We start from the raw sequence: 26,827 nt of genomic DNA, 5'->3' as shown, positions 1-26,827 counted from the left end.
CAGATGGCACAGGCAATGCGACCGAACTCCGCCACCTCTCTGTTCTCCACGGACGGCAAGCGTCATCCCCTCCAGGACACCCTGGTCGTGGTGACGCTGACACTGGGCGTTCTCGCCTTCGTCTCGGCTTTCTTCCACAATCTGCATCTGCTCAGTTCGTGGGCGGGACTGGTGGGGGTCCTGACGGGCGCGTACGGGCAGTTCATCTCCGTGACGACGCGTGAACGGTTCCTGATCATCATCGGGCTCGGCGCCTCGGCGGTCGGGTTCTTCCTCGGAATGGCGCATGGCGGACTGTTCGGTGGGGTCGTCGGATAGCCGGACGCTCCGCCCACAGCCAGACGGGGCGCTCCATCGGCACAGTAGGCTTCGCGCGAGAGCCGGAGCCCCTGTATCGATGGGGACACACCTGCCGAGGAGCGCCCCGCATGAGTCTGACCCTGAGGACCATCAGCCGAGAGCAGCATCTGGCGTATATCCAGAGTCTGCCGGCGGCGAGTCATTGCCAGGTCCCGGCATGGGCTGATGTCAAGACGGAGTGGCGCTCGGAGAACCTGGGCTGGTTCGACAAGAACGACCAGCTGGTCGGCGCGGGGCTGGTGCTCTACCGTCAGCTGCCGAAGATCAAGCGGTATCTGGCGTATCTGCCCGAGGGGCCGGTGCTGAACTGGTACGCCCCGAATCTGGACGAGTGGCTGCGGCCGATGCTGGCGCATCTGAAGCATCAGGGTGCCTTCTCGGTGAAGATGGGTCCGCCGGTGGTGATTCGCCGGTGGAACGCGGGTGCGATCAAGTCGGGTATTCAGGATCCGGATGTGAAGCGTCTGCGTGATGTCGAGGCGACGCATATCGAGCCGCGTGCGTTCGAGGTGTCCGACCGGCTGCGCAAGATGGGCTGGCAGCAGGGGGAGGACGGCGGCGCGGGCTTCGGTGATGTGCAGCCGCGCTATGTCTTCCAGGTGCCGTTGGCGAATCGGTCGCTGGATGACGTTCTCAAGGGCTTCAATCAGTTGTGGCGGCGCAATATCAAGAAGGCCGAGAAGGCCGGCGTCGATGTGGTGCAGGGCGGCTACGAGGATCTCGGCGAGTGGCAGCGGCTGTACGAGATCACGGCTGAGCGGGACCATTTCCGGCCGCGCCCGTTGTCGTACTTCCAGCGCATGTGGACGGTGCTGAACAACGAGGACCCGAATCGTATGCGGCTGTATTTCGCCCGTCATGAGGGTGAGAATGTCGCGGCGGCGACGATGTTGATCGTCGGCGGTCATGTCTGGTACTCGTACGGTGCGTCGGCCAATCACAAGCGTGAGGTCAGGCCGTCGAACGCGATGCAGTGGCGGATGCTGCGTGACGCGTACGCGATGGGTGCGACGGTCTATGACCTGCGCGGGATCTCCGACTCGCTCGACGAGACCGATCATCTCTTCGGTCTGATCCAGTTCAAGGTGGGTACGGGCGGCGAGGCCGTCGAGTACATCGGTGAGTGGGATTTCCCGCTCAACAAGCTGCTGCACAAGGCGCTCGACATCTATATGTCGCGCCGCTGACCGCGGTGGTGGCCGGCGGTCAGCCTCTGTGGCGTTCCGTGCGGCGGCCGGATTCTCCCCCTTTCGTTTTGTTTCCCCCTCGTTTCCCCCCTCGTTTCCCCCCTCGTTTCTCCTCCTCGTTCATCCATCTCTTCGATTCACGGCAGCCGAGAGAAAGGTTCCGGACCGGTATGGCGCTCTCCCTCTACGTCGACACCGCGCGCTGGCGGGCGCACCAGAAGTCGGTCATCGAGCAGTTCCCGGGGGTTGTCCCGGTCTGCAAGGGCAATGGCTATGGCTTCGGTCATGAGCGCCTCGCCGATGAGACCACGCGCTTCGGGTCCGACACGCTGGCTGTCGGAACCATCTACGAGGCGGCCAGGATCAAGGACTGGTTCAGTGGTGACCTGCTGGTTCTCACGCCGTTCCGGCGGGGTGAGGAGCCGGTGCCGCTGCCCGATCGGGTAGTGCGTTCGGTCTCGTCCGTCGATGGTGTCTTCGCGCTGGTGGGCGCTCGTGTGGTCATCGAGTGCATGAGCTCGATGAAGCGCCATGGCGTGAAGGAGGAGGAGCTCGGCCAGCTCCACGCGGCCATTGAGGACGTGCGGCTGGAGGGTTTCGCCCTGCATCTGCCGCTGGACCGTACGGACGGGTCCGACGCGGTGGAGGAGGTCATCGCGTGGATGGACCGGCTGCGTGCGGCACGGCTTCCGTTGCACACGATGTTCGTGAGCCACTTGCGCGCCGCGGACCTGGCCAGCTTGCAGCAGCAGTTCCCGCAGACCCGTTTCCGGGCGCGTATCGGTACGCGGCTGTGGCTGGGGGATCACGACGCGACGGAGTACCGGGGCTCTGTCCTGGATGTCACCCGCGTCTCCAAGGGGGAGCGGTTCGGCTATCGCCAGCAGAAGGTCGCTTCCGACGGCTGGCTGGTGGTGGTCGCCGGGGGGACGTCCCATGGGGTGGGTCTGGAGGCTCCGAAGGCGTTGCACGGGGTGATGCCGCGTGCGAAGGGTGTCGCGCGGGCGGGTCTGGCCACGGTGAACCGGAATCTGTCGCCGTTCGTCTGGGACGGCAAGCAGCGTTGGTTCGCGGAGCCGCCGCATATGCAGGTGTCGATCCTGTTCGTGCCGTCCGACGCGCAGGAGCCCAAGGTCGGGGATGAGCTGGTGGCTCATCTGCGGCACACGACGACGCAGTTCGACCGTCTCGTCGACCGCTGAGCGGGACGTCACCCAAAAGGCCGCAGAGCGCTCCAGGGGCGCTCTGCGGCCTTTTCATGTCGGTGACCGGCCTGGGCGGCGTCGCGGGCGCGTGGGCCGCTCAGGCGGCTCCTGGTGGCCGCACGCCCCATTCGACCCGGGGCCCTTCCACCGACTGGGCGGCGTGCTGTGTCGGCCTGGCGGCGCCGCCGAGTACGAATCTGTCCTGCGCCCGGTCCAGTACGCCGCCCGAGGGGTCGTCGGAGCCGTCGGTGCGTACACCGTCCTTCTCGGGCATCAGGATGTCCCGTACGACCAGCGCGCACAGGTAGAGCGTCCCCAGCAGGTGCAGGGCGATGGCGAGCTGGTAGCCCTCGGTGGGCAGTCCCTTGTGGGCGTCGCCGCTGGTCGTGTAGGCGAGGTACATCCAGATGCCGAGGTAGTACATGACCTCGCAGGCCTGCCAGATCAGGAAGTCCCGCCAGCGGGGCCGGGCGAGGGCCGCCAGTGGGACGAGCCACAGTACGTACTGCGGTGAGTAGACCTTGTTGGTGAGGATGAAGGCGGCGACGACGAGGAAGGCGAGCTGGGCGAAGCGTGGCCGGCGCGGGGCCGTCAGGGCGAGCGTCGCGATGCCCGCGCACGCCAGGAGCATCAGAAGCATCGCGTAGTTGTTGACGGTGCCGACGTCCAGCGACTCGCCCGTGCGCTGGGTGATGATCAGCCAGAAGGAGCCGAAGTCGACCTGGCGCTCCTGGCTGAAGGTGTAGAACTTCTTCCATCCCTCGGGTGCGAGGACCATGACCGGCAGATTCACCGCGAGCCAGGCGGCGGCGGCGCCCAGGACCGCCGTTCCGTACTCGCGGAATCTCCCCGCCCGCCAGCACAGCAGGAGCAGCGGTCCCAGGAGCAGTACGGGGTAGAGCTTGGCGGCGGTCGCGAGGCCGATGAGGATGCCGAAGGCAAGGGCGCGGCCGCGTGACCACATCAGCATCGCGGCGGCGGTGAGCGCCACAGCCAGCAGGTCCCAGTTGATGGTGGCCGTGAGGGCGAAGGCGGGCGCGAGGGCGACCAGCAGGGCGTCCCAGGGGCGGCGGCGGTGGGTGCGGGCGACGCAGACGGCGATGATCGCGGCGCAGATCATCAGCATTCCCGCGTTGACCATCCAGTACATCTGCTCGCGGTACTGCAGGGAGCCGCCCGGTGTGAGCCAGGAGGCGACCTCCATGAAGAGGCCGGTCAGTACGGGGTACTCCAGGTACTCCATGTCGCCGTTGAGCCGGTCGAAGTACGGCACCAGGTTGTCGGAGAAGCCGCGTCCCAGGAAGAGGTGCGGGATGTCCGAGTAGCAGGCGTGGGTGTACTGCGAGCTGGCGCCGCGGAACCAGGCCCAGTTGTAACACGGCATCTTCTGCGCCATGCCGAGCGCAAACATGCCGATCGCCACGAGCGCGACGACGCGTACGGGGGTGAGCCAGCTGCTGCCGAACCAGGCCCAGCGCCCGACCGGGCCGCCGATCAGCTCGCTGCCGGCCGCGGCGATCTCGTCACGCCGCGTGGGCGGCACGACCGGCCGGTCCTGGTCCACGGATGTCTCTTCTGCGCTGGGCATGGCGCCCATCCTGCCGTATGCCGCCAGGAACGCGGCGAGGGCCGCCGCACCGTACACGTACGCGAGTCGGTACGTGCCGGTGCGGCGGCCCTCGTGGCGGGTCTCGTGGGCGGCGGTCGGCCTCCCGGGCCCGTGGCGGTCAGCCTCTGGGGCCTCCGAAGATGCTGGTGTCCTCGGTGCTCTCACCCGGGGACGATGACGGACTGTTCTCTCCGCCAGGTCCGCCGTTGCCCCCATTACCTCCGTTGCCGCCATTACCTCCGTTGCCGCCATTACCTCCATTGCCGCCGCCGTTGCCGCAGCCGAACGGCAGGTCGCAGGACTCCTCCGAGGAGGGCGTGTCGGACGGCGTCTCGGACGGCGTCTCCGAGGGAGTCTCGGACGGCGTCTCGCTCGGCGTCTCGGACGGCGTCTCGCTCGGGGTCGGGGACGGTGACGTGCCGCCGCCGTACCAAGCCCCTCCGACGGGCTCGGGCTCGGGGAACTTCACGGCGGGCTGCCCCTTGAGCGCCTCTTCCATGTAGTCGTGCCAGATCTCCGAGGGGAACGAGGCACCGTGGATCTTGTCCTGGCCACCCGTGCCGAACATCTTCAGGAACTCGCGGTTCTTGTTCGTCGCGTCGTCGTCCATCCGGTACATGTCGATGGCGGTCGACAGCTGCGGGGTGTAGCCCACGAACCAGGCCGACTTGTTGCCGTCGGTGGTACCGGTCTTGCCGGCCACCTCGCGCCCTTCGAGCCGCGCGTTCTTACCGGTGCCCTTCTCCACCACGGTCTTCAGTACGTCCGTGACGTTGTCGGCGACGGCCGGGTCGAACGCCCTCTGGTCCTTGGCCTCGTGCTCGTAGACGGTCTTGCCGCTCTGGAGCACCTTGGTGACGGAGTAGGGGTCGCGCTGCTTGCCGCTGGAGGCGAAGGTGCCGTAGGCGCCCGCCATCCGGATGGTGCTGGGGTCCGAGATACCGATCGAGAAGGACGGAACGTTCGACTCGGTGAGGGAGCTCTCCAGGAGCCCGGCTTTGATGGCCGCGTCACGGACCTGGGGGATGCCCACGTCCATGCCCAGCTGGACGAACGGGGAGTTGGCCGACTCCTGCATGGCGTAGCGCAGGTCGATGGGCCCGTAGTCCTTGTTGCCGTCGTTGACCTGGAGCCACTCCTTGTCCTCTTCGTTGGTCCAGATCGAACCGTCGTAGTTCTTGATCTTCAGCTTGTTGTCGCCGTTGTAGATGGTCTTGTCGGGCGAGACGGTCGTGCGGCTGCCGTCGACCGGATCGCGGACGCCGTCCTGCATCGCCGCGGCCAGAACGAACGGCTTGAAGGTCGAGCCGACCTGGGCTCCGGTCTGGTCGGCGTTGTTGGTGAAGTGCTTGGTGGCGTCCTGGCCGCCGTAGATGGCGACGATCTTGCCGGAGGCGGGCTCGACGGAGGCGCCGCCGAACTGGACGTGTGTGTCGGTCTCCGGGCGCTTCTTGGGGTCGATGTTGGCGTCGTAGACATTCTCGACAGCGTTCTTCAGCTGTTCGACCTTCTTCTTGTTGAAGGTCGTGTGGATCTCGAAGCCGCCCCTGGAGAGATCGTCCGCCGTGAGGCCCTTCGTGTTGTTGTTGACGAAGTACGCCTTGGCGAGGTCGACCAGGTAGCCGATCTGTCCGCCCTGCTGGGTGTTCTTCTTGACACCGTCCGGCATCGGGAACTTGGTGTACTTGGCCCGCTCGGACTGCTCAAGATGGCCGTCCTTCACCATCTCGTCGAGGATCCAGGCCCAGCGCTCGGTAGCCCTCTGCGTGTTCGCCTCGGCGGTCGCCCTCGGGTCGATGGAGGTCTGGCCGGCGGGGTCGTAGTACGTCGCGCCCTTGAGGAGCGTGGCCAGGAGCGCGCACTCGCTGGCGTTCAGCTGGGAGGCGTCCTTGCCGTAGTAGGTACGGGCGGCGGCCTGGATACCGAAGGCGCCTCGCCCGTAGTAGGAGGTGTTCAGATAGCCCGCCATGATCTCGGACTTCTCCATGTCGGTGCCGACCTTCATGGAGATGAACAGCTCTTTGAACTTGCGGCTCAGGGTCTGGCTCTGGTCGCCGAGCCGGGCGTTCTTGACGTACTGCTGGGTGATGGTGGAGCCACCCTGGGTGTTGCCGCCCTTGGCCATGTTGATCAGAGCGCGGCCGATACCCATCGGGTCGACACCCGAATCGTCCTTGAAGGTCTTGTTCTCGGCGGAGATCACCGCGTTCTGCATTTCCTCGGGGATCTTCTCGATCGGGATGATCTGCCGGTTGACCTCCCCACCGGTGGCGACCATCTGGGTGCCGTCGTCCCAGTAGTAGACGTTGTTCTCGGCCTTCGAGGCGAGATTGGGGTCCGGCACCTGTACCAGCGCGTAGGCGATGGTCCCGGCGGCCATGATGGAGGCGACGAAGGCGATACCGAGCCCGGTGGTCTGCTTCCAGGACGGCACCCAGCGCCGCCAGCCGTACTTGCCCTGGCGCGGGTAGTCGATGAACCGCTTCTTGTACGGCTCACCTCGGCCGCGGCCGGCGCCCCCGCCGTCCGCCCCACGCCTGCGGCCACCCCGCTGGGCGGCTCGTCGGGCCGCGGCGCGGCCACCGTAGGGCGGCTCCTCCTCATAGGAGCCGGAAGGTGAGGCCGAAACGGTTTCTCGGGACGGGGCGGCGCGGCGGCCGGATGGCTGCTGGGCTGCACGCCTGGCCGCGGCACGACCGCCACCCTGCGGCTGCGGCTGTTTGCGACGGTGCTCGCTCATCGAACGACTACTCCTCGGGCAGGCGCGGGCGCCTGGAAGCGGCAGTTGAGTTCCGGTCCCCCCGAAATGAATACGGACCGGCCCGGCATCGGGCTCATCCGATATGCATCCGGTAAGCCGACAGTCTTGACGCTTACCGACGTCACTCGGTTCCCGGTGGTCTGCATGCCGCACAGACTACGCACGGTCAAAACCCCCCGAGAGCTGAAGTTCACCCTAAATCAGGCAAGTTGCTTCCTGAGAATTGGTGATGTGACGCCGTTCACGATGGCTCCTCTTGTCGCAACCTCCACTCCGTTCTATCGTCGGGATGTATCGAGTCGATACATCAGTACGGCATAAGAGTCCGGACAGCGGAGGAGGCGACGGGTGAGCAGACGCTCGGGCATCCTTGAGTTCGCTGTCCTCGGTCTGCTCCGCGAGTCCCCCATGCACGGCTATGAGCTGCGGAAACGGCTCAATACGTCACTGGGGATCTTCCGTGCCTTCAGTTACGGAACGCTCTATCCCTGCCTCAAGACGCTGGTCGCCAACGGCTGGTTGATCGAGGAGCCGGGGAGCGCTCCGGAGGACGCGCTCGCCGCCTCGCTGGCGGGGCGCCGCGCCAAGATCGTCTATCGGCTGACGGCGGAAGGTAAGGAGCACTTCGAGGAGCTGCTGTCCCACACCGGTCCCGACGCCTGGGAGGACGAGCACTTCGCGGCTCGGTTCGCCTTCTTCGGGCAGACGGAACGTGAGGTGCGGATGCGGGTGCTGGAGGGCCGCCGCAGCAGGCTGGAGGAGCGTCTGGAGAAGATGCGCGCCTCCCTGGCCCGTACCCGCGAGCGCCTCGACGACTACACGCTGGAGCTCCAGCGGCACGGCATGGAATCCGTGGAGCGCGAGGTGCGCTGGCTGAACGAGCTCATCGAAAGCGAGCGGGCGGGGCGGGATCAGAGACGGTCCGGCCCCGGGAGTCCCGCTCAGCAGGAAGGCACATCAGGAGAAGCGGACGGCCTGCCCCGGCACCGGGATGCCGCGTCTTCCGGGGGCACGCCCCCGGGTCATCCCGGCCCGCCGGATCCGTCCGCGGACACCACCAAGTGAGGTCCTGCATCTCCGCAGGGTTTCATCACGAACACTGACATCACACAGGGAGCAACCGGAATGGGTTCGGTACGCGTAGCCATCGTCGGCGTGGGCAACTGCGCCGCCTCACTGGTGCAGGGCGTCGAGTACTACAAGGACGCCGACCCGGCGGGCAAGGTACCGGGGCTGATGCATGTCCAGTTCGGCGAGTACCACGTGCGGGACATCGAGTTCGTGGCCGCCTTCGACGTTGATGCCAAGAAGGTCGGCCTCGACCTCGCGGACGCCATCGGCGCCAGTGAGAACAACACCATCAAGATCTGTGACGTGCCGTCCTCGGGCGTCACGGTCCAGCGCGGCCACACCCTCGACGGTCTGGGCAAGTACTACCGCCAGACGATCGAGGAGTCCCCCGAGGCGCCTGCGGACATCGTCCAGACCCTCAAGGACAAGCAGGTCGATGTCCTGGTCTGCTACCTGCCCGTGGGTTCCGAAGAAGCCGCGAAGTACTACGCGCAGTGCGCCATCGACGCCAAGGTCGCCTTCGTCAACGCCCTCCCGGTCTTCATCGCCGGCACGAAGGAGTGGGCGGACAAGTTCACCGAGGCCGGTGTCCCGATCGTCGGTGACGACATCAAGTCCCAGGTCGGTGCCACGATCACGCACCGCGTCATGGCGAAGCTCTTCGAGGACCGGGGTGTCATCCTGGACCGCACGATGCAGCTGAACGTCGGCGGCAACATGGACTTCAAGAACATGCTGGAGCGCGAGCGCCTGGAGTCCAAGAAGATCTCGAAGACGCAGGCCGTCACCTCCCAGATCCCCGACCGTGACCTGGGTGCCGACAATGTCCACATCGGCCCGTCGGACTACGTCGCCTGGCTCGACGACCGCAAGTGGGCGTACGTCCGCCTTGAGGGCCGCGCCTTCGGTGACGTCCCGCTGAACCTGGAGTACAAGCTGGAGGTCTGGGACTCCCCGAACTCCGCGGGTGTCATCATCGACGCGGTGCGCGCCGCGAAGATCGCCAAGGACCGCGGTATCGGTGGCCCCATCCTCTCCGCGTCGTCGTACTTCATGAAGTCGCCGCCGGTCCAGTACTTCGACGACCAGGCCCGCGAGAATGTCGAGAAGTTCATCGCCGGCGAGGTCGAGCGCTAGAGCGCGGCCTCCCCGTCACGACGAGAAGGGTCTCCGGACTGCTGGTCCGGCGACCCTTCTCGTCCGTTCCGGAGCCGCGTGTGTGACGCTGGCTCACATGTCTGTCGTGCGTGATCTGCGTGTGCTCCTGCGCCTCGGAAACTTCCGCCGACTGCTGGCGGTCCGGTTGCTCTCCCAGGCGGCCGACGGCGTCTTCCAGGTGGCGCTCGCCGCGTACGTCGTCTTCTCCCCGGAGAAACAGACCTCGCCCGCCTCGATCGCCTCCGCGATGGCCGTGCTCCTGCTGCCGTATTCCCTGGTCGGCCCGTTCGCCGGGCTGCTGCTGGACCGCTGGCAGCGCCGCCAGGTCTTTCTGTACGGGAATCTGCTGCGGGCCCTCCTCGCGGGCTGTACGGCGGTGCTGATCGTGGTCTCCGTGCCCGACTGGCTCTTCTATGTCGCGGCGCTGTCGGTGACCGCCGTCAACCGGTTCGTTCTCGCCGGGCTGTCCGCCGCCCTGCCGCGTGTGGTGGACGACGAGCGCCTCGTCCTCGCGAACTCGCTCTCTCCGACCGCCGGAACGCTCGCCGCGACCGCGGGCGGCGGACTCGCCTTTGTCGTACGGCTGACGATCGCGGACTCCGACGCGGCCGTGATGCTGCTGGGCGCCGTCCTCTATCTCTGCGGGGCGCTCGCCTCCCTCCGGCTGGCGCGCGAACTGCTGGGTCCTGAAAAGTCGTCGCGAGACCGGCCCCGGCTGAGCACCGCCCTGTCCTCCACGGCACACGGGCTCGCGGACGGGGTACGGCATCTCGCCGAGCGGCGGGCGGCGGCCAAAGCGCTGGCGGCCATGACGGTGATGCGCTTCTGCTACGGGGCGCTGACGGTGATGGTGCTGATGCTCTGCAGATACGCCTGGACGGAGCGGGAGGACAGCGGGCTGGCGCTGCTCGGGCTGGCCGTCGCCATCTCCGGCGCGGGGTTCTTCGCCGCCGCGGTTCTCACGCCCTGGGCGGCGGGCCGGCTCGGCCCGTTCGGGTGGATGGCACTGTGCGCGGGAGCGGCGGCCGTCCTGGAGCCGGCCTTGGGGCTGACCTTCGCGCCTACGCCCATCCTGGCCGCCGCCTTCATTCTCGGCCTGATCACCCAGGGGGCGAAGATCGCCACGGACACGGTGGTGCAGACGGCGGTGGACGATGACTTCCGAGGCCGGGTCTTCTCCCTCTACGACGTCCTCTTCAATGTCGCCTTCGTCGGCGCAGCGGGGGTGGCCGCAGCGATGCTGCCGCCAGACGGCCGCTCCGTACCGCTCGTGATCACGGTGGCCGTGCTCTACGCAGGAGTGGCCGCGGTCGTGGCGTACGGAGCACGGGGGGGCGATGTTTCACGTGAAACATCGCCCCTGAAGTAGCGCGGCGCGGGTCATGTTTCACGTGAAACATGACCCGCGCCGCGGTTCGGTACTTCGCGTCAGCTCTGCGCGGCCCACCACTCCTTGAGGGCGGCGACGGCCGCGTCGTGCTCCACCGGCCCATTCTCCAGTCGCAGCTCCAGCAGGAACGTGTACGCGGCGCCGATCACCGGTCCGGGGCCGACGCCCAGGATCTCCATGATCTGGTTGCCGTCCAGATCGGGCCTGATGGCATCCAGCTCCTCCTTCTCCTGGAGCTGGGTGATCCGCTCCTCCAGGCCGTCGTAGGCCCGCGAGAGGGCGCTCGCCTTGCGCTTGTTGCGCGTCGTGCAGTCCGAGCGGGTCAGCTTGTGGAGCCTGTCGAGCAGGGGCCCGGCGTCACGTACATAGCGCCGCACCGCCGAGTCGGTCCACTCACCCGTTCCGTAACCGTGGAAGCGCAGGTGCAGCTCCACCAGCCGGGCGACATCCCTCACCATCTCGTTGGAGTACTTGAGCGCGGTCATCCGCTTCTTGGTCAGCTTCGCACCCACCACCTCATGGTGATGGAAGGAGACCCGGCCGTCCTTCTCGAAGCGGCGCGTCCGGGGCTTGCCGATGTCGTGCAGCAGCGCGGCCAGCCGTAGCACCAGGTCCGGCCCGTTCTCCTCCAGGTCGATGGCCTGCTCCAGGACGGTCAGCGAGTGCTCGTAGACATCCTTGTGCCGGTGATGCTCATCGCTCTCCAGTCGCAGCGCCGGCAGCTCGGGCAGCACCCGCTCGGCGAGCCCCGTATCGACCAGCAGCGCCAGTCCCTTGCGCGGGTGGGCGGAGAGGATCAGCTTGTTCAGCTCGTCCCGTACGCGCTCCGCGGAGACGATCTCGATACGGCCGGACATGTCCTTCATGGCCTCGACCACGCCCGGGGCCACCTCGAAGTCCAGCTGTGCTGCGAACCGCGCGGCCCGCAGCATCCGCAGGGGATCGTCGGAGAAGGACTCCTGTGGGGTGCCGGGGGTGCGCAGCACCTGGGCGGAGAGATCCTCCAGTCCGCCGTGGGGATCGATGAACTCCTTCTGCGGCAGCGCGACGGCCATCGCGTTCACCGTGAAGTCCCGGCGCACGAGGTCTTCCTCGATGGAGTCGCCGTAGGACACCTCAGGTTTGCGTGATGTCCGGTCGTAGGCCTCCGAGCGGTACGTCGTCACCTCGATCTGGAAGCGCTGATCGCTGTCTCCGACACGGGCGTCCTTCTGGACACCGACCGTGCCGAAGGCGATCCCCACTTCCCACACCGAATCCGCCCAAGGCCTGACGATCTTCAGAACGTCCTCGGGCCGGGCATCAGTCGTGAAATCCAGGTCATTGCCGAGCCGGCCGAGAAGTGCGTCCCTGACCGAGCCGCCGACCAGGGCGAGTGTGAATCCGGCCTCCTGAAACCGGCGCGCGAGATCGTCCGCGACGGGGGATACCCGCAGCAGTTCACTGACCGCTCGGCGCTGCACCTGACTGAGGGCACGGGGATTGTCTTCATTGGCATTCGGCACAACAGAAAAGGGTACGTGCCGTGGCCCCCACGGGCGCCCCGGTTTCGGGCCGCCCCGCCTCGATGCGGAGGTTTCCGGTGGCTCATGAGATTCTTCCGATCATGTGGAGCGGTTCCCAGCACTTCGCCACAGCGCACATCGTTACCATGCGTGGACGCGGCAATTGACAACCACCAACGGCAACCGACGATGACAGGGACGGGCGAGCGCGTGGCGGAGGCGGCAGACTTCCAGGGGATGGGTCATTCCCCTGCCCGCCGGTGGCTGCGGCGCACAGCCTCTGTGCTGGCCGGAGCGCCGCTTCTGGCAGGGTTGCTGGCCGTGACGGCCGCGCCCGCGGCCCAGGCCGCTCCGACGGCCACCGGCTCCCATACGGTCCATGTGTCGCTCGACACACTGGCCCCCAGCGCGCCGGTGAAGGGCGACACGCTCACCGTCTCCGGGACGGTCACCAACGAGGGCAAGAGCACCATCACCGACGCCCAGGTCGATCTGCGGGTCGGCCCGCGGATGTACGGCAGGACGGCCATCGACGACGCCGCCGAGCGCACCAGCACCTCCGGTGATGTGGCTCCGATCGGCGGCAAGTACAAGGTCACCATCCCGAAGCTCGCCGTCGGCATCCCCCAGGACTTCGCCCTCTCGGTACCGGTCAGCAAGCTCGGGCTCGGCCAGGACGGCGTGTATCAGCTCGGCGTCTCACTGACCGGGCAGACCGCGTCCGCGCCGTACGACCACGTGCTCGGTATCCAGCGCACCTTCCTGCCCTGGCAGCCGGACGCGACGGAGGAGAAGACACAGCTCACTGTCCTCTGGCCGCTGATCTCGTCGACGCGCCTGTCCGCGGAGACCGGCTCGGACGACCAGCAGACCCCGGTCTTCGAGAACGACGACCTGGCGGAGGAGCTTGCCCCCGGCGGGCGGCTGGAGCAGCTGGTCTCGCTCGGCAACCAGCTTCCGGTCACCTGGGTGATCGACCCCGACCTGCTCGCCACCGCCGACGCCATGACCAAGAACTACCAGGTCAGAAACGGTGACACCACCGTCCCGGGCAAGAACCAGGCCGTGGCCACCAAGTGGCTCAACGCCCTGGAGAAGGCGGTGCAGGGACGCAAGGTCGTCGCGCTGCCGTTCGCCGATCCGGACCTGGCGTCGCTCGCTCACCGCGGCAAGGACGTGTCCGGCGCGCTCAGCCATCTGCAGCCCGCCACGGATGTGGCGGGAAAGACCGTGGAGACCATCCTCCATGTGAAGCCGTCCGTCGACTTCGCCTGGCCCGTGGACGGGGCGATCGACCCCTCGATCGTCGATGTGGCCACCTCGGCGGGCGCTCACAAGGTCATCACCCGCAGCGACAGCCTCCAGGACAATCTGCCGTACACCCCCACCGCGGCACGGCCGATCGGCGGCGGGACGACAGCCGTCGTCGCCGACACCCGGCTCTCCACCGCCTTCCAGGGGGATATGTCGCAGGCGGGCGCGTCCACTCTCGCGGTGCAGAAGTTCCTCGCACAGTCGCTGGCCGTGACGCTCCAGGACCCGGAGAATCAGCGCAGTATCGTCGTCGCTCCCCAGCGGATGCCGAGCGCCGCCCAGGCACAGTCGATGGCGCGCGCCCTGCGGGGCCTGGACCCCGAGCGCTGGACCGAGGCGTCCGATCTGATGGCGGCGGCCTCGGCGACACCCGACTCGGACGCCACCACCAAGGTCCCCGGCTCTTCGCGTTACCCGGAGAAGCTGCGGGACCAGGAGCTGCCGGCCGAGGTCTTCCTCGACATCAAGGAGACGCAGGAGCGGCTCGACAACTTCCAGGCCATCCTCAGCGCTCCGGACCGGGTGGCCGCGCCCTTCGGTAACGCGATCGGCCGGACGATGTCGACCTCGTGGCGCGGGCAGCCCGAGACGGCCCAGCAGTACCGCGGCACGGTGGAGGACTATCTGGTGGGCCTCACCACCGAGGTGCAGCTCATCCCGAAGTCCGTGCTCACGCTGTCGGGGCGCAGCGCGACGATCCCGGTGACCGTCCAGAACCAGCTGCTGCAGGGCGTCCAGAATCTGGTGCTGCGCCTGAAGTCCGACAACCCGACGCGTCTCAAGCTGGACGGCGACCGGGCGGTCGCCGAGCGGCCGATCAAGATCGACGGCGGGCACAGCCAGTCGGTGAAGTTCACCGGCGCGGGCAACGCCAACGGGCCGGTGCAGGTGACCGCCCAGCTGTACACGGTGGACGGCACGCCGTACGGCAGCCCGATGACGTTCCAGGTCAAGGTCTCCGAGATCACGCCCACCGTGATGCTCGTCATCGCCGGCGGTGTGCTGCTTCTTGTCCTCGCGGGGGTCAAGATGTACAGCCAGCGCAAGCGCGCGGTGGCCCGTAAGGCCGCCGCGGAGGACGCGGAGGGCACGGACAGCGCGGAGAGCGGCGCAGACGGCACCGGCGTGGATGGGAACGCGCGGGACACGCAGAGCACGGACGGCGCACGGGCCGCTGAGGACACAGATCCCGGGCACCCGAGTGACCCGACACCGGACACCGGTCCGGAAAGCGCGGACGCGTCGGGCGCGGGTGAGAAAGTGGACCGTTGAGCGATGTCGTGGCCGGTCGGCCGGGGACGATGAGGTGGGGTAACCATGAACGCGCCGTACGACGGTGACCGTGGGCAGGGCGCGGGTGGCGACCCGGCGGGCCAGATTCCGCCCACGCCCACTCCGCCGTCCGCCCAGGATCCCTATGTCCAGGATGCCTACAACCGGGACCCCTACTGGTCACAGGACCTTTCCGCACAGGATCCGGTGACGGAGGCGCTGTACGACCGCGCCTCGCATCCGCCGCCGCCTCCCGGCACCTATCCGGAGGCCCATCAGCTCTACCAGCAGCCGCCCACCCCGCAGAACGCGCCCGATCCCCGGGTCTGGGCCCAGACCCCGCCGCCCGAGCCCTCAGGGCCGATGCGCCATCTCCCGTACGGGGAGAACCCGAGGACCACCCAGTTCACCGGCCTCGACGACCTGGTCTCCCGGGCCGGCGACGAGGACTCGCAGCCGGACGCGTTCGCTCATCTCTACCGCGACCAGCAGGGCTCGGGCCAGGTGCTGACCGCGCCGGAGCCCGAACCCCCGTCCGCACCGCCGCCCCCCAAGAAGTCGGGCGGCAAGGCCGCAGGTCTGCTCAAGTCCAGTGCCCTGATGGCCGCGGGCACGCTGGTCTCCCGGCTCACCGGCTTCGTACGGAGCCTGGTGATCACCGCCGCGCTGGGCGCGGCCCTGCTCGGTGACTCCTTCACCGTGGCGTACACGCTGCCGACGATGATCTACATCCTCACCGTCGGGGGCGGTCTCAACTCCGTGTTCGTCCCGCAGCTCGTGCGGGCGATGAAGAACGACGACGACGGTGGCGTCGCCTACGCCAACCGGCTGCTGACCCTCGTCATGGTGGCGCTCGGCGCGATCGTGGCCCTCGCCGTGTTCGGGGCGCCGTGGCTGGTGCGTCTGATGTCGGACCCGATCGCCAGTGACGCGGCCGCCAACAACGTCGCCGTCACCTTCGCCCGCTACTGCCTGCCCACGATCTTCTTCATGGGTGTGCATGTGGTGATGGGCCAGATCCTCAACGCGCGCGGGAAGTTCGGCGCGATGATGTGGACTCCGGTCCTCAACAACATCGTCATGATCACCACGTTCGGTCTGTTCATCTGGGTGTACGGCACCGCCGCGGACTCGGGCATGACCGTGCAGACGATCCCGCCGGACGGCGTGCGGCTGCTGGGCATCGGTACGCTGCTCGGCCTGGTCGTCCAGGCGCTCGCCATGATCCCCTACCTCCGCGAGACCGGCTTCCGGTTCCGTCCCCGCTTCGACTGGAAGGGCCACGGCCTCGGCAAGACGGTCAGGCTGGCCAAGTGGACGGTGCTGTTCGTCCTCGCCAACCAGGCCGGTGTCCTGGTCGTCACCCAGCTCGCCACCGCCGCAGGCGTCGCCTCCGGCAAGGACGGCACCGGCATCCTCGCCTACAGCAACGCCCAGCTGATCTGGGGCATGCCGCAGGCCATCATCACCGTCTCCGTCATGGCCGCCCTGCTGCCCAGGATCTCCCGTGCCGCCCACGACGGCGACCCGGGCGCGGTACGGGACGACATCTCCCAGGGCCTGCGCAACTCGGCGGTCGCGATCGTTCCGATCGCCTTCGGGTTCCTCGCGCTGGGTGTCCCGCTGTCGATCCTGATGTTCTCGTCCAGCGGCCTGGAATCGGCACGCTCCATGGGCTTCATCCTGATGGCGTTCGCCCTCGGACTCATCCCGTACTCCGTGCAGTACGTCGTCCTGCGCGGTTTCTACGCCTACGAGGACACCAGGACCCCCTTCTACAACACGGTCATCGTCGCCGCGGTCAACGCCGCCGCCTCCGGCGTCTCGTATCTGGTCCTGCCCTCCCGCTGGGCCGTCGTCGGCATGGCCGCCTCCTACGGCCTCGCCTACGCGGTCGGCGTCGGTGTGGCCTGGCGCAGGCTGCGGAACCGGCTGGGCGGCGATCTGGACGGCGGCAGGGTCCTGCGTACGTACGCCCGGCTCTGCCTGGCGGCCGTCCCCGGGGCCCTCGCGGCCGGCGCGATCGCCTACGCCGTCCTGAACGCTCTGGGCAGCAGCGCCCTCAGCTCGCTGGCGGCGCTGGTCGGCGGCGGTCTCGCCCTGCTGGCCCTCTTCTTCGTCGCGGCGAAGAAGATGCGGATCGAAGAGATGAACGCCATGGTCGGCATGGTCCGCGGTCGCCTCGGAAGGTAACCGCGGCACGGTCCAGCACAACCATCACCGGCTGCCGCGTGTCGTGCATAGCGTCCAACTGTGGGCACAATTGGCTTGGCTGTTGGATAGTGCGCAACGGATGGGGAGGCAGGAGCGACGGTGGCGGAACGTAGCACGGCTGCCGTCGACGTGGCCGACAACAGCGGTGATGAACCGCTGGCCGCCAAGGCGGGCAAGGCCACGACCGACGGGTTGGCGGAAGCCCAGGACGAGGCGGACAAGTCCGCACCGGGCACGGGCAGCGAACGGCAGAACACCGAGCCGGGCATCTCGACGCCCGAGCTGCACAGCGGCCACAAACTCGCCAGACGCTACCGCCTGGAGGAGTGTGTCACCCGTCTGGACGGTTTCAGCAGCTGGCGAGCGGTCGATGAGAAGCTGCGCCGCGCCGTCGGCGTCCATCTGCTGCCGGCCGACCATCCACGGGCCCGTTCCGTGCTGGCGGCGGCCCGGTCCTCCGCCCTCCTCGGCGACCCTCGCTTCGTGCAGGTCCTGGACGCCGTCGAGGAGAACGACCTCGTCTACGTCGTCCACGAGTGGCTGCCCGACGCGGTCGAGCTGACCACGCTCCTCGCCTCAGGACCGATGGAGGCTCACGAGGCGTACCAGCTCGTCAGCCAGGTCTCCCAGGCCATGGCGGCGGCTCACCGTGAAGGACTCGCCCATCTGCGGCTGACGCCCGGAGCGGTACTGCGTACGTCCACCGGTCAGTACCGCATCCGTGGCCTCGCTGTGAACGCCGCTCTGCGCGGGATCAGCGCGGACCGGCCGCAGCGCACCGACACCGAGGCGATCGGCGCGCTCCTCTACGCGGCACTGACCCAGCGCTGGCCCTACGAGACCGACGCGTACGGGCTCTCCGGCCTTCCCAAGGGCGTCGGGCTCATCGCCCCCGACCAGGTCCGGGCCGGAGTCCACCGCGGCCTCTCCGAGCTCGCCATGCGCGCCCTGATCAATGACGGCGCCCACGCCTCCCGCCAGGAACCGCCGTGCACGACCCCCGACGAGCTCGCCGCGGCCGTCGCGGAGATGCCGCGCATCCGTCCGCCGGAGCCCACGTTCACCGCTCCGCCGGAGTATCAGCGCACCACCTACCAGCAGGGCACCTATGGACGCTCCCAGCCGGGCCTCGGAGCGCCGCCCCTGCCCCCGGTGGCGCCCCCGCCACCCCCGCTCCAGAGCCGTACCGGCAAGGCGCTGAAGTGGACCGTCGCCGCGCTCCTCATCGCCGCGCTGGGTCTAGGCAGCTGGCAGGTCGCCGACCACCTCCTCGACCAGGGCAGCGAGAACGACCCCGCGCCCACCCAGCCGGCCACAGGCGACGACAAGGCGCCCAAGCCCCTCAAGCAGCTCAAGATCGCCGACGCTGCCGAGTTCATGCCCAGCGGGTCCGGGATAAAGCCGGCCCTCGTACCGAACGCCATCGATGGCAAGTCCGGCACGTCGTGGATCACGCTCCAGTACCAGAACTACCCGAACTTCGGGAATCTGCCGGACCGGAAGCAGGGCTCCGGAATCATCGTCGATCTGGGCAGCGTGAAGGATGTGTCCGGTATCGATATCGATATGTACCGCAAGGGCCAGAAGGCAGAGGTACTCGCGGCCGGTGCGGACGCGTCGGACCCGTCGGCGCTCGCGGACTTCTCTCAGCGCCTCACCAAGCTGGAGACGGTGGGCCGTACTCTCAAAACCACTCTCGACAAGCCCGTGCGAACCCGGTACGTATTGATCCACATCACCGAACTGCCGCCGGACGGGTCCGCCGACCGCTTCCGCGGAGGAATCTCCGAGATCAAGTTCACGGGCTGAGGGATCAGGGGAGGGGGGCTCACTGTTGGACGACGCCGCGCTCGGCGACTCAAGCGACCAAGACCTTCTGAGCGCTCATGTCGCGGGCCACCCTCACGCCTTCGGTGAGTTGGTACGGCGCCATCGGGACCGGCTGTGGGCAGTGGCCCTCCGGACGCTGGGAGACCGGGAGGAAGCCGCGGACGCGGTCCAGGACGCGCTGGTCTCCGCTTTCCGGGCGGCCCATACCTTCCGCGGGCAGTCGGCCGTGACCACCTGGCTGCACCGCATCACCGTCAATGCCTGCCTCGACCGCGCCCGTAAGGCTGCCTCACGCAGAACCTCCCCCATGGATGACACCGAGCGGCTGGAACAGCTTCTTGAGCCTCATGAGTCGGCGGAGGCCCCCGCGGAGCGCAAGGATCTCCACCGTGAGCTGCTGGCGGCGCTGGCCAAGCTCCCCGCCGAGCAGCGGGCGGCCCTGGTCCTCGTCGATATGCAGGGCTATCCCGTGGCCGAGGCCGCCGCGGTGCTGGGTGTACCCACCGGAACGGTGAAGAGCCGCTGTGCGCGCGGCCGGGCCAGATTGCTGCCCATGCTCACGCATCTACGCGGGGCCACCAGGGATAACACCGGTCTCGGCAGGGGAAGGAACCGGACGCCGGGGGCATCCGTCCCACCGGCATCGGAACCAAGAGACCCAGGACCGAATGATCCTGCTGGAGTGAAGGGCGGAGGTGGGCGCGCGTGACATCCACGACCGACACGGATCAGCACCCGGATGTCTCGGAGATCTCCGATCTCACGGAGGGGCTGCTCTCACCGTCCCGTACCGCCGAAGTACGGCGCCACCTCGATGGCTGCGCTCTGTGCGCGGATGTCCATGACTCGCTCGAAGAGATCAGGGGACTGCTCGGCACGCTGCCCGGACCGCCGCGGATGCCGGCCGATGTCGCCGGCCGTATCGATGCCGCGCTGGCGGCGGAGGCGCTACTGAACGCCACCGCCCCCGACGAGACAGTGAATGTTTCACGTGAAACATCGCCCGCATCCCGGAAGCCCTCGGCCCGGCTCCTCACGGCACCGGCCGTCGCCACACCGACCGGCCCGCCGAGTCCCGCGGAGTCCACGGTGGCGGAGACGGTACGGACCGACCGGCCCGCCGGCCGTCCAAGGGCGGCCACCGGCCCCGGCCGGGGTGGGCAGACCCGCCGTCGCCGCCGCAATGCCGTCCTGGGGGCCGTCTTCGGAACAGCGGCCGTAGGTGTCAGCGTTCTCCTGTTCCAGTCGATCGGAGCGTCGGGCAGCAACGACAGTCAGGCCGACACCATGGCCAGCGCCCCGAAGAGCGACAGTGCAGAGTTCTCCGAGGCGCAGCTCCAGAGCCGCGTGGACGCTCTGCTGGCCTCGGGCGCCACGGCCAAGGAGTCCAAGGGTTCGAAGGCCGAGGAGCCTCGCGCTACCGGGGGTGACCGGAGTACGGCGAATTCGCCGCTGCTCCAGCCCGAGCCCGAGGTGCCGCCCTGCGTCCGGCAGGGCACGGGCAGCGCCACGCCCGCCCTCGCCGCCGAGCCGGGCACCTACCAGGGCAGCAGCGCCTATCTCGTCGTTCTGCCGGACGCTACCGACAGCACCCGGGTCCAGGCCTATGTGATCGATGCGGGCTGCATCGACAGCGATCCTTCGGGCAAGGGGAAAGTCCTCCTCAAGCAGACCTACCTCCGCCGCTGACGCCCTCCTTCGTGGAGCCGGGACACCTCGGGAATGCGGGACCCGTAGGATCCGTTGGATGGGGTGAAAGTCGTTGATCCGGCCCCAGTAGGCAGTCTGCAGAGACGAGGAAGAACCCGTGAGCGACGTCCGTAATGTGATCATCATCGGCTCCGGGCCCGCCGGCTATACGGCCGCGCTGTACACCGCGCGCGCATCGCTGAAGCCGCTGGTATTCGAGGGCGCCGTCACCGCCGGTGGTGCGCTGATGAACACGACCGATGTGGAGAACTTCCCGGGTTTCCGCGACGGCATCATGGGCCCGGACCTCATGGACAACATGCGGGCGCAGGCCGAGCGCTTCGGCGCCGAGCTCGTCCCGGACGATGTCGTCGCGGTCGACCTCAGCGGTGACATCAAGACGGTCACCGACACGGCCGGCACGGTGCACCAGGCCAGGGCCGTGATCGTCACGACCGGCTCCCAGCACCGTAAGCTCGGCCTGGCCAACGAGGACGCCCTCTCGGGGCGCGGCGTCTCCTGGTGCGCGACCTGCGACGGCTTCTTCTTCAAGGACCAGGACATCGCCGTGATCGGTGGCGGCGACACCGCGATGGAGGAAGCCACCTTCCTGTCGCGCTTCGCCAAGTCCGTCACGATCGTCCACCGTCGGAACACGCTGCGCGCCTCCAAGGCCATGCAGGACCGCGCCTTCGCCGACCCCAAGATCAAGTTCGCCTGGGACAGCGAGGTCGCCGAGATCCACGGCGAGCAGAAGCTCTCCGGTCTGACCCTGCGCAACACCAAGACCGGCGAGACCTCCGCGCTCCCCGTGACCGGTCTGTTCATCGCGGTGGGCCACGACCCGCGGACCGAGCTGTTCAAGGGCCAGCTCGATCTGGACGCCGAGGGCTACCTCACCGTCGCCGCCCCGTCGACGCGGACGAACCTGTCCGGTGTCTTCGGCGCCGGTGATGTAGTCGACCACACCTACCGCCAGGCGATCACCGCCGCGGGCACCGGCTGCTCCGCCGCTCTCGACGCGGAGCGTTTCCTCGCCGCGCTCAGCGACAGCGAGAACGCCGCGGCGGAGAAGACCGCCGCCGTCTGACCAGCTGTACCAACCCCACCCCGCGAATTTAAGGAGGCCGCCGTGGCCGGCGACCTGAAGCATGTAACCGACGCCTCGTTCGACGAGGACGTACTCAAGAGCGACAAGCCCGTACTGGTGGACTTCTGGGCCGCCTGGTGCGGACCGTGCCGCCAGATCGCCCCGTCGCTTGAGGCGATCGCGGCCGAGCACGGCGACAAGATCGAGGTCGTCAAGCTCAACATCGACGAGAACCCGGCCACGGCAGCCAAGTACGGCGTCATGTCCATCCCGACGCTGAACGTGTACCACAAGGGTGAGGTTGCCAAGACCATCGTCGGCGCCAAGCCCAAGGCCGCGCTCGTAAGGGACCTTGAGGACTTCATCGGCGAGTAAGTCGGCGTCCCCGGCTCTCGATGTTTCACGTGAAACGGGCCGTCTCCCCCGTGGGGGAGTCGGCCCGTTCCGTTTTCCGTATCCCCTGCCCGGCACTCAGAGCGGCCGTAGCGCGGGTTCCTTCTTGACGGCGCCCAGCAGCCGGTCCAGCGCCATCTCCACGTCTTCCTTCCAGGAGAGCGTGGTCCGCAGCTCAAGCCTCAGCCGTGGATACGTGGGATGCGGGCGTACGGTCTTGAAGCCCACCGCGAGCAGATGATCCGCGGGGAGCACACAGGCCGGCTCCCTCCAGCGGGCATTGCCGAAGGCTTCGATCGCCTTGAACTCCCGCCGCAGCAGATCCTTCACCACGGTCTGCACCATCACCCGGCCCAGTCCCTGCCCCTGATACCCCGGCATGATCCATGCGGTCATCAGCTGGACGGCGTCCGGGGAGACCGGGCTCGTGGGAAAGGCCATGGACCGCGGCACATACGCCGGAGGCGCGTACAGCACGAAGCCGACCGGCATATCGTCGATATAGACAATGCGGCCGCAGGATCCCCACTCCAGCAGAACGGCCGAGATCCAGGCTTCCTTCTCGGCCTCGGCCCTTCCGGCCCTTACCGCTGCTTCCCCGCTGACCGGATCGAGCTCCCAGAAGACACACGCTCGGCAGCGCTTGGGGAGGTCGGGAAGGTTGTCCAGCGTGAGCGGTACGAGCCGACGCCCCATGGAGGCTGTTCCTCACTTCCTTCGCCTGCCGCGCCACGGGCGGCCGTCAGCGCGCTCCGTTCCCTGAGCAGGCTGCCGACGAAGCCGCCGAGCACTCCAAGACCCAGTCCGGCCGATAACAGCCGACTGCGGCTCACCGATCGCATGGCCCCCGCTCTCCTTCTGGGATGAATCAAGGTGGATGCGCCATACCAGAACGCATCGTATCCACCCGCAGATGTCCGGCACACCGCGAGACAGCAAAGGGCGGGCCGTGTTCCGGTAAGCATGGAACACGGCCCGCCCTGGGGCTGTTCAGGAGCCTCAGCTCTCGTCGTCCTGCTCGGCTTCCTCGGCGAGGCTCTTGTCCAGGACGCGTCCCTCACCGGGCGCGAGGGTGCCGAGAATCCGGTCCAGATCGTCTATTGAAGCGAACTCGACGACGATCTTTCCCTTCTTCTGCCCCAGGTCGACCTTCACTCGGGTCTCGAAGCGATCCGAGAGACGCGACGCCAGATCGGTGAGCGCCGGCGACAGCCGGGCCCCGGCCCGGGGTCCCTTCGACTTGGTGGAGTTCTGCGGGCGCGAACCCATCAGGGTCACGATCTCCTCGACCGCGCGCACCGAAAGCCCCTCGGCCACGATGCGGTGTGCCAGCCGGTCCTGCTCCTCGGAGTCGTCCAGCGCGAGCAGCGCTCGCGCATGACCTGCCGAGAGCACGCCGGCGGCGACCCTGCGCTGCACCGGGGGAGAGAGACGCAGCAACCGCAGCGTGTTGGAGACCTGCGGACGTGAGCGTCCGATCCGGTCGGCCAGCTGGTCATGCGTGCAGTTGAAGTCCTTGAGCAGCTGGTCGTAGGCCGCGGCCTCTTCCAGCGGATTCAGCTGGGCACGGTGCAGGTTCTCCAGCAGAGCGTCAAGCAGCAGCTTTTCGTCGTCGGTGGCACGGACGATCGCCGGAATGCGTTCCAGACCGGCTTCCCGGCAAGCCCGCCAGCGCCGCTCGCCCATGATGAGCTCGTAGCGCTCGGACCCCACCTGCCGTACGACCACGGGCTGGAGGAGACCGACTTCCTTGATGGAAGTGATCAGTTCGGCGAGGGCGTCCTCGTCGAAGACCTCACGCGGCTGGCGCGGGTTCGGCGTGATGGAGTCGATCGGTACTTCGGCGAAGTGCGCCCCCGCCGTCGCCGTCGGCTCGGGCGCCGCTTCGAACTCCGGCGCCACCGTCTCCACTTCGGGCACCATGGCGGCCTGCGGGAGCGAAGTCACCTTCGCGGCCGCCACACCGCGTTCTGCGGTCAGTACGGGAGCCGCCCCCGGAGTGGCAGTGGACGCTCCTGAAGAGGCCACCTGCTTCTCCTGTGGAGCGGCAGGGATCAGAGCACCGAGCCCACGTCCCAATCCCCTGCGTCGCTCGCTCACTGGATCCCCTCCGACAAACTCTGCTGAGTGTTCTGACTTCCCACATGGGCCTGCTGGGCGTCGTAGTGCACCCCGACCCCCCGTAGAGCGATCTCACGGGCGGCTTCGAGATACGACAGCGATCCACTGGAACCCGGATCGTAGGTCAGCACCGTCTGCCCATAGCTCGGCGCCTCGGAGATTCGTACGGACCGAGGGATGCTCGTCCGCAGCACCTCCTTGCCGAAGTGGCTCCGTACCTCGTCCGCCACCTGCGAGGCGAGCCGTGTCCTGCCGTCGTACATGGTGAGCAGGATGGTCGAGACATGCAGTGCGGGGTTGAGATGCCCCCGCACCAGGTCGACGTTCCGCAGCAGCTGCCCCAGCCCCTCCAGCGCGTAGTACTCGCACTGGATGGGGATCAGCACCTCCGCGCCGGCGACCATCGCATTGACGGTCAGCAGGCCGAGCGAGGGCGGGCAGTCGATAAGGATGTAGTCCAACGGCTGCTCGTACGCTTCGATCGCCCGCTGCAGTCGGCTCTCCCGTGCCACCAGCGAGACCAACTCGATCTCCGCACCGGCGAGATCGATGGTGGCCGGGGCACAGAAGAGGCCTTCGACGTCGGGGACAGGCTGGACCACTTCCGAGAGTGGCTTGCTCTCCACCAGGACGTCATAGATCGAGGGAACTTCGGCGTGATGGTCGATCCCGAGCGCCGTGGAGGCGTTGCCCTGGGGATCGAGGTCGACCACCAGCACACGCGCGCCATGGAGCGCGAGCGAGGCGGCGAGATTGACCGTGGTGGTGGTCTTCCCTACGCCGCCCTTCTGGTTGGCGACGACGATGACACGCGTCTGCTCTGGGCGGGGCAGACCCTCGCCGGCGCGGCCCAGTGCCTCCACCGCCAGCTGGGCCGCACGGCCAATGGGGGTGTCGTCCATCGGGGGCGGTGTTTCACGTGAAACATCCTCCCCCGCCGACTCGGTACGGGGACCGGGGACCGGATCGGTCATCGGTCCCGCGATGTTGGCGTCGGACCGCAAGGATTCACCCTCCTCGACTTCAGACTCGCAATGGACAGAGCCTGCCATGCTTTCGGGGTCGTGAACCAGCGAGGCCCGTGGTTCTGTGGATGAATCCGCCTCTGTGGGCAACCCCGTCCCCCTTACGAGGGGCTTTCGGCCACGCGGCGTAGCAGCAGCGCGGCCACGGCCGATGATTCCCTGCAGCAGTGAGCGACGTTTCACGTGAAACACGATGCACGCGCCGCAGAGCTACACCGTCACGACACTCCGCATTGCATAGGTATGGCAGCTTGTATGGAGCATCACTGATAGGCCCTACGGACTGTACGGCTCAACGGCGCCGCCGCGCACGGCCGGCCCGTGCGGCCTTGGCCCTCTTCGTGGCAAATCGCACACCGCCGGGGCTCTCCCCGGCCTCCACTCGCACCACGGTGGCCAGGGGATCGACGATGCCCTCACCGACATGAAGGACCGAGGTCTCGATCACACCGAGCCTGCCCAGTGCGGCACGGGCCCCGTTGATCTCCTCCTCGGCGGTGTCGCCCTTGAGCGCCAGCATCTCGCCGTAGGGCCGCAGCAGGGGCACCCCCCAGCCCGCCAGCCGGTCCAGCGGAGCCACCGCGCGGGCCGTCACCACATGCACCGGCTGCAGGGTGCCGAGGACCTCTTCGGCGCGGCCACGCACGACCGTCACATGGTCCAGGCCGAGCAGCTCGACGACTTCCTGAAGAAAGTTCGTCCGCCGCAGCAGAGGTTCCAGCAGCGTGATCTTCAGATCGGGCCGTACCAGCGCCAGCGGGATCCCCGGGAGCCCCGCACCCGAACCGACATCGCAGACCGTCACGCCCTCGGGTACGACCTCGGAGAGCACCGCGCAGTTCAGCAGGTGCCGCTCCCAGAGCCGTGGGACCTCGCGCGGGCCGATCAGGCCACGCTTGACCCCCGCGTCCGCGAGCAGTTCCGCGTAGCGGACAGCCTCCGGAAAGAACTCACCGAAAACAGTGCGCGCCTCGTCCGGTGCGGGGGGAAGCTCTGCTGCCTCCGTCACGGGAACCGTCCTTCCATACCGAACCACCGACCGGTGGCTGACTATCAGGCTGACAAAGATCGGCCCCGTCTGCGCAACAGACGGGGCCGAAAAGAATGGACCGCTCAGGCAGGGAGCACCACGACGAAGCGCTGCGGCTCCTCGCCCTCGGACTCACTGCGCAGACCCGCGGCGGCGACCGCGTCATGCACGACCTTCCGCTCGAAGGGCGTCATGGGGTTCAGCTTCACCGGCTCACCGGTGCTCTTCACCTCGTCCGCGGCCTTGGCTCCCAGCTCGGCCAGCTCGGTACGCTTCTTGGCCCGGAAGCCGGCGATGTCCAGCATCAGCCGACTGCGGTCACCGGTCTCCCGGTGCACGGCGAGCCGGGTCAGCTCCTGAAGCGCCTCCAGCACCTCACCGTCGCGTCCGACAAGCTTCTGCAGGTCCCGCGCCGAGTCACTGATGATCGAGACCGCGGCCCGGTCGGCCTCGACATCCATGTCGATATCGCCGTCGAGATCAGCGATATCGAGCAGACCTTCGAGGTAGTCGGCCGCGATCTCCCCTTCCTGCTCCAGGCGGGTCAGGGTGTCGCCTCCCTCGGGGGCGGACTCGTCGGCGGAAATGGTGCCTTCCGTCACG

Annotated in this window: 21 protein-coding genes; 13 read left to right on the top strand and 8 right to left on the bottom strand. The window is 67.9% G+C overall.

All coding sequences use genetic code 11. The features are described from left to right. Positions 1-3 precede the first annotated feature (3 nt). The 3 genes from M1203_RS21940 to M1203_RS21930 all read left to right on the top strand — a co-directional run bounded on the left by M1203_RS21940 (position 4) and on the right by M1203_RS21930 (position 2,749). On the top strand, positions 4-318 hold the full coding sequence (locus M1203_RS21940) for a hypothetical protein (RefSeq protein ID WP_249951481.1): 315 nt from the start codon (positions 4-6) through the stop codon (positions 316-318). A 110-nt stretch (positions 319-428) separates the two neighbouring features. Further along, positions 429-1,547 (top strand): peptidoglycan bridge formation glycyltransferase FemA/FemB family protein, encoded by a 1,119-nt coding sequence (locus M1203_RS21935; RefSeq protein ID WP_249951480.1) that lies wholly within the window; start codon positions 429-431, stop codon positions 1,545-1,547. 170 nt (positions 1,548-1,717) lie between these two features. Continuing rightward, positions 1,718-2,749 carry an alanine racemase gene (locus tag M1203_RS21930; RefSeq protein WP_249951479.1) on the top strand — a complete coding sequence of 344 codons (1,032 nt, stop codon included), beginning with the start codon at positions 1,718-1,720 and terminating at the stop codon, positions 2,747-2,749. A 100-nt stretch (positions 2,750-2,849) separates the two neighbouring features. Here M1203_RS21930 and M1203_RS21925 read toward each other — a convergent pair whose 3' ends face one another. Continuing rightward, positions 2,850-4,340, bottom strand: a complete 1,491-nt coding sequence (locus M1203_RS21925; protein ID WP_249951478.1) for a glycosyltransferase family 87 protein — start codon at positions 4,338-4,340, stop codon at positions 2,850-2,852. Positions 4,341-4,479: 139 nt separating this feature from the next. Beyond that, positions 4,480-7,101, bottom strand: a complete 2,622-nt coding sequence (locus M1203_RS21920; protein ID WP_249951477.1) for a transglycosylase domain-containing protein — start codon at positions 7,099-7,101, stop codon at positions 4,480-4,482. 369 nt (positions 7,102-7,470) lie between these two features. Between M1203_RS21920 and M1203_RS21915 the strand changes: the two genes are divergently transcribed. From M1203_RS21915 to M1203_RS21905, 3 genes are all read left to right on the top strand, one after another. After that, on the top strand, positions 7,471-8,187 hold the full coding sequence (locus M1203_RS21915; protein WP_249951476.1) for a PadR family transcriptional regulator: 717 nt from the start codon (positions 7,471-7,473) through the stop codon (positions 8,185-8,187). Positions 8,188-8,247: 60 nt separating this feature from the next. Next, on the top strand, positions 8,248-9,330 hold the full coding sequence (locus tag M1203_RS21910; RefSeq protein WP_249951475.1) for an inositol-3-phosphate synthase: 1,083 nt from the start codon (positions 8,248-8,250) through the stop codon (positions 9,328-9,330). 97 nt (positions 9,331-9,427) lie between these two features. After that, entirely contained in the window at positions 9,428-10,720 is a 1,293-nt protein-coding gene (locus M1203_RS21905) for an MFS transporter (protein ID WP_249951474.1), read from the top strand. A 59-nt stretch (positions 10,721-10,779) separates the two neighbouring features. Here M1203_RS21905 and M1203_RS21900 read toward each other — a convergent pair whose 3' ends face one another. Further along, complete coding sequence (locus tag M1203_RS21900) at positions 10,780-12,246, bottom strand: CCA tRNA nucleotidyltransferase (protein WP_249951473.1); 1,467 nt, start codon at positions 12,244-12,246, stop codon at positions 10,780-10,782. A gap of 210 nt (positions 12,247-12,456) precedes the next feature. On the opposite strand from M1203_RS21900, the gene M1203_RS21895 reads away from it, so the two are divergent. The 7 genes from M1203_RS21895 (at position 12,457) to trxA (ending at position 22,030) form a co-directional block, all read left to right on the top strand. Next, positions 12,457-14,832 (top strand): DUF6049 family protein, encoded by a 2,376-nt coding sequence (locus tag M1203_RS21895; protein ID WP_249951472.1) that lies wholly within the window; start codon positions 12,457-12,459, stop codon positions 14,830-14,832. Positions 14,833-14,877: 45 nt separating this feature from the next. Further along, positions 14,878-17,025, top strand: coding sequence for a murein biosynthesis integral membrane protein MurJ (gene murJ, locus M1203_RS21890; RefSeq protein WP_249951471.1), 2,148 nt, complete (start codon positions 14,878-14,880; stop codon positions 17,023-17,025). 120 nt (positions 17,026-17,145) lie between these two features. Beyond that, on the top strand, positions 17,146-18,855 hold the full coding sequence (locus M1203_RS21885; RefSeq protein WP_249951470.1) for a protein kinase family protein: 1,710 nt from the start codon (positions 17,146-17,148) through the stop codon (positions 18,853-18,855). A 25-nt stretch (positions 18,856-18,880) separates the two neighbouring features. Further along, the gene (gene sigM / locus M1203_RS21880) at positions 18,881-19,585 is read left to right on the top strand and encodes an RNA polymerase sigma factor SigM (RefSeq protein ID WP_249951469.1); all 705 of its coding nucleotides are present in this window, start codon (positions 18,881-18,883) and stop codon (positions 19,583-19,585) included. Further along, complete coding sequence (locus tag M1203_RS21875) at positions 19,582-20,565, top strand: hypothetical protein (RefSeq protein WP_249951468.1); 984 nt, start codon at positions 19,582-19,584, stop codon at positions 20,563-20,565. Before sigM ends, M1203_RS21875 begins: the two co-directional genes overlap by 4 nt. Positions 20,566-20,683: 118 nt before the next feature. Then, positions 20,684-21,655 carry a thioredoxin-disulfide reductase gene (gene trxB / locus M1203_RS21870; protein ID WP_249951467.1) on the top strand — a complete coding sequence of 324 codons (972 nt, stop codon included), beginning with the start codon at positions 20,684-20,686 and terminating at the stop codon, positions 21,653-21,655. Between the two features lie 42 nt (positions 21,656-21,697). Beyond that, the gene (trxA, locus tag M1203_RS21865; RefSeq protein ID WP_249951466.1) at positions 21,698-22,030 is read left to right on the top strand and encodes a thioredoxin; all 333 of its coding nucleotides are present in this window, start codon (positions 21,698-21,700) and stop codon (positions 22,028-22,030) included. A 96-nt stretch (positions 22,031-22,126) separates the two neighbouring features. On the opposite strand, the gene M1203_RS21860 is transcribed toward trxA, so the two are convergent. From M1203_RS21860 to M1203_RS21840, 5 genes are all read right to left on the bottom strand, one after another. Then, positions 22,127-22,744 (bottom strand): GNAT family N-acetyltransferase, encoded by a 618-nt coding sequence (locus M1203_RS21860; protein ID WP_249951465.1) that lies wholly within the window; start codon positions 22,742-22,744, stop codon positions 22,127-22,129. Positions 22,745-23,047: 303 nt separating this feature from the next. Next, positions 23,048-24,148: a ParB/RepB/Spo0J family partition protein gene (locus tag M1203_RS21855; protein WP_249951464.1), complete on the bottom strand. Its 1,101-nt coding sequence runs from the start codon at positions 24,146-24,148 to the stop codon at positions 23,048-23,050. Beyond that, positions 24,145-25,221 carry a ParA family protein gene (locus M1203_RS21850; RefSeq protein WP_249951463.1) on the bottom strand — a complete coding sequence of 359 codons (1,077 nt, stop codon included), beginning with the start codon at positions 25,219-25,221 and terminating at the stop codon, positions 24,145-24,147. The genes M1203_RS21855 and M1203_RS21850 overlap by 4 nt, the downstream gene beginning before the upstream one ends. 265 nt (positions 25,222-25,486) lie before the next feature. Then, complete coding sequence (gene rsmG, locus M1203_RS21845) at positions 25,487-26,203, bottom strand: 16S rRNA (guanine(527)-N(7))-methyltransferase RsmG (RefSeq protein ID WP_249951462.1); 717 nt, start codon at positions 26,201-26,203, stop codon at positions 25,487-25,489. Between the two features lie 104 nt (positions 26,204-26,307). After that, positions 26,308-26,826: a R3H domain-containing nucleic acid-binding protein gene (locus M1203_RS21840; protein WP_249951461.1), complete on the bottom strand. Its 519-nt coding sequence runs from the start codon at positions 26,824-26,826 to the stop codon at positions 26,308-26,310. Position 26,827 lies beyond the last annotated feature (1 nt).

The sequence above is a fragment of the Streptomyces sp. 35G-GA-8 genome (genome assembly GCF_023534745.1).
Lineage (GTDB): Bacteria > Actinomycetota > Actinomycetes > Streptomycetales > Streptomycetaceae > Streptomyces.
Note: the sequence above shows the minus strand (reverse complement) of the source record. Positions and strands in the feature narration are given on the sequence as shown.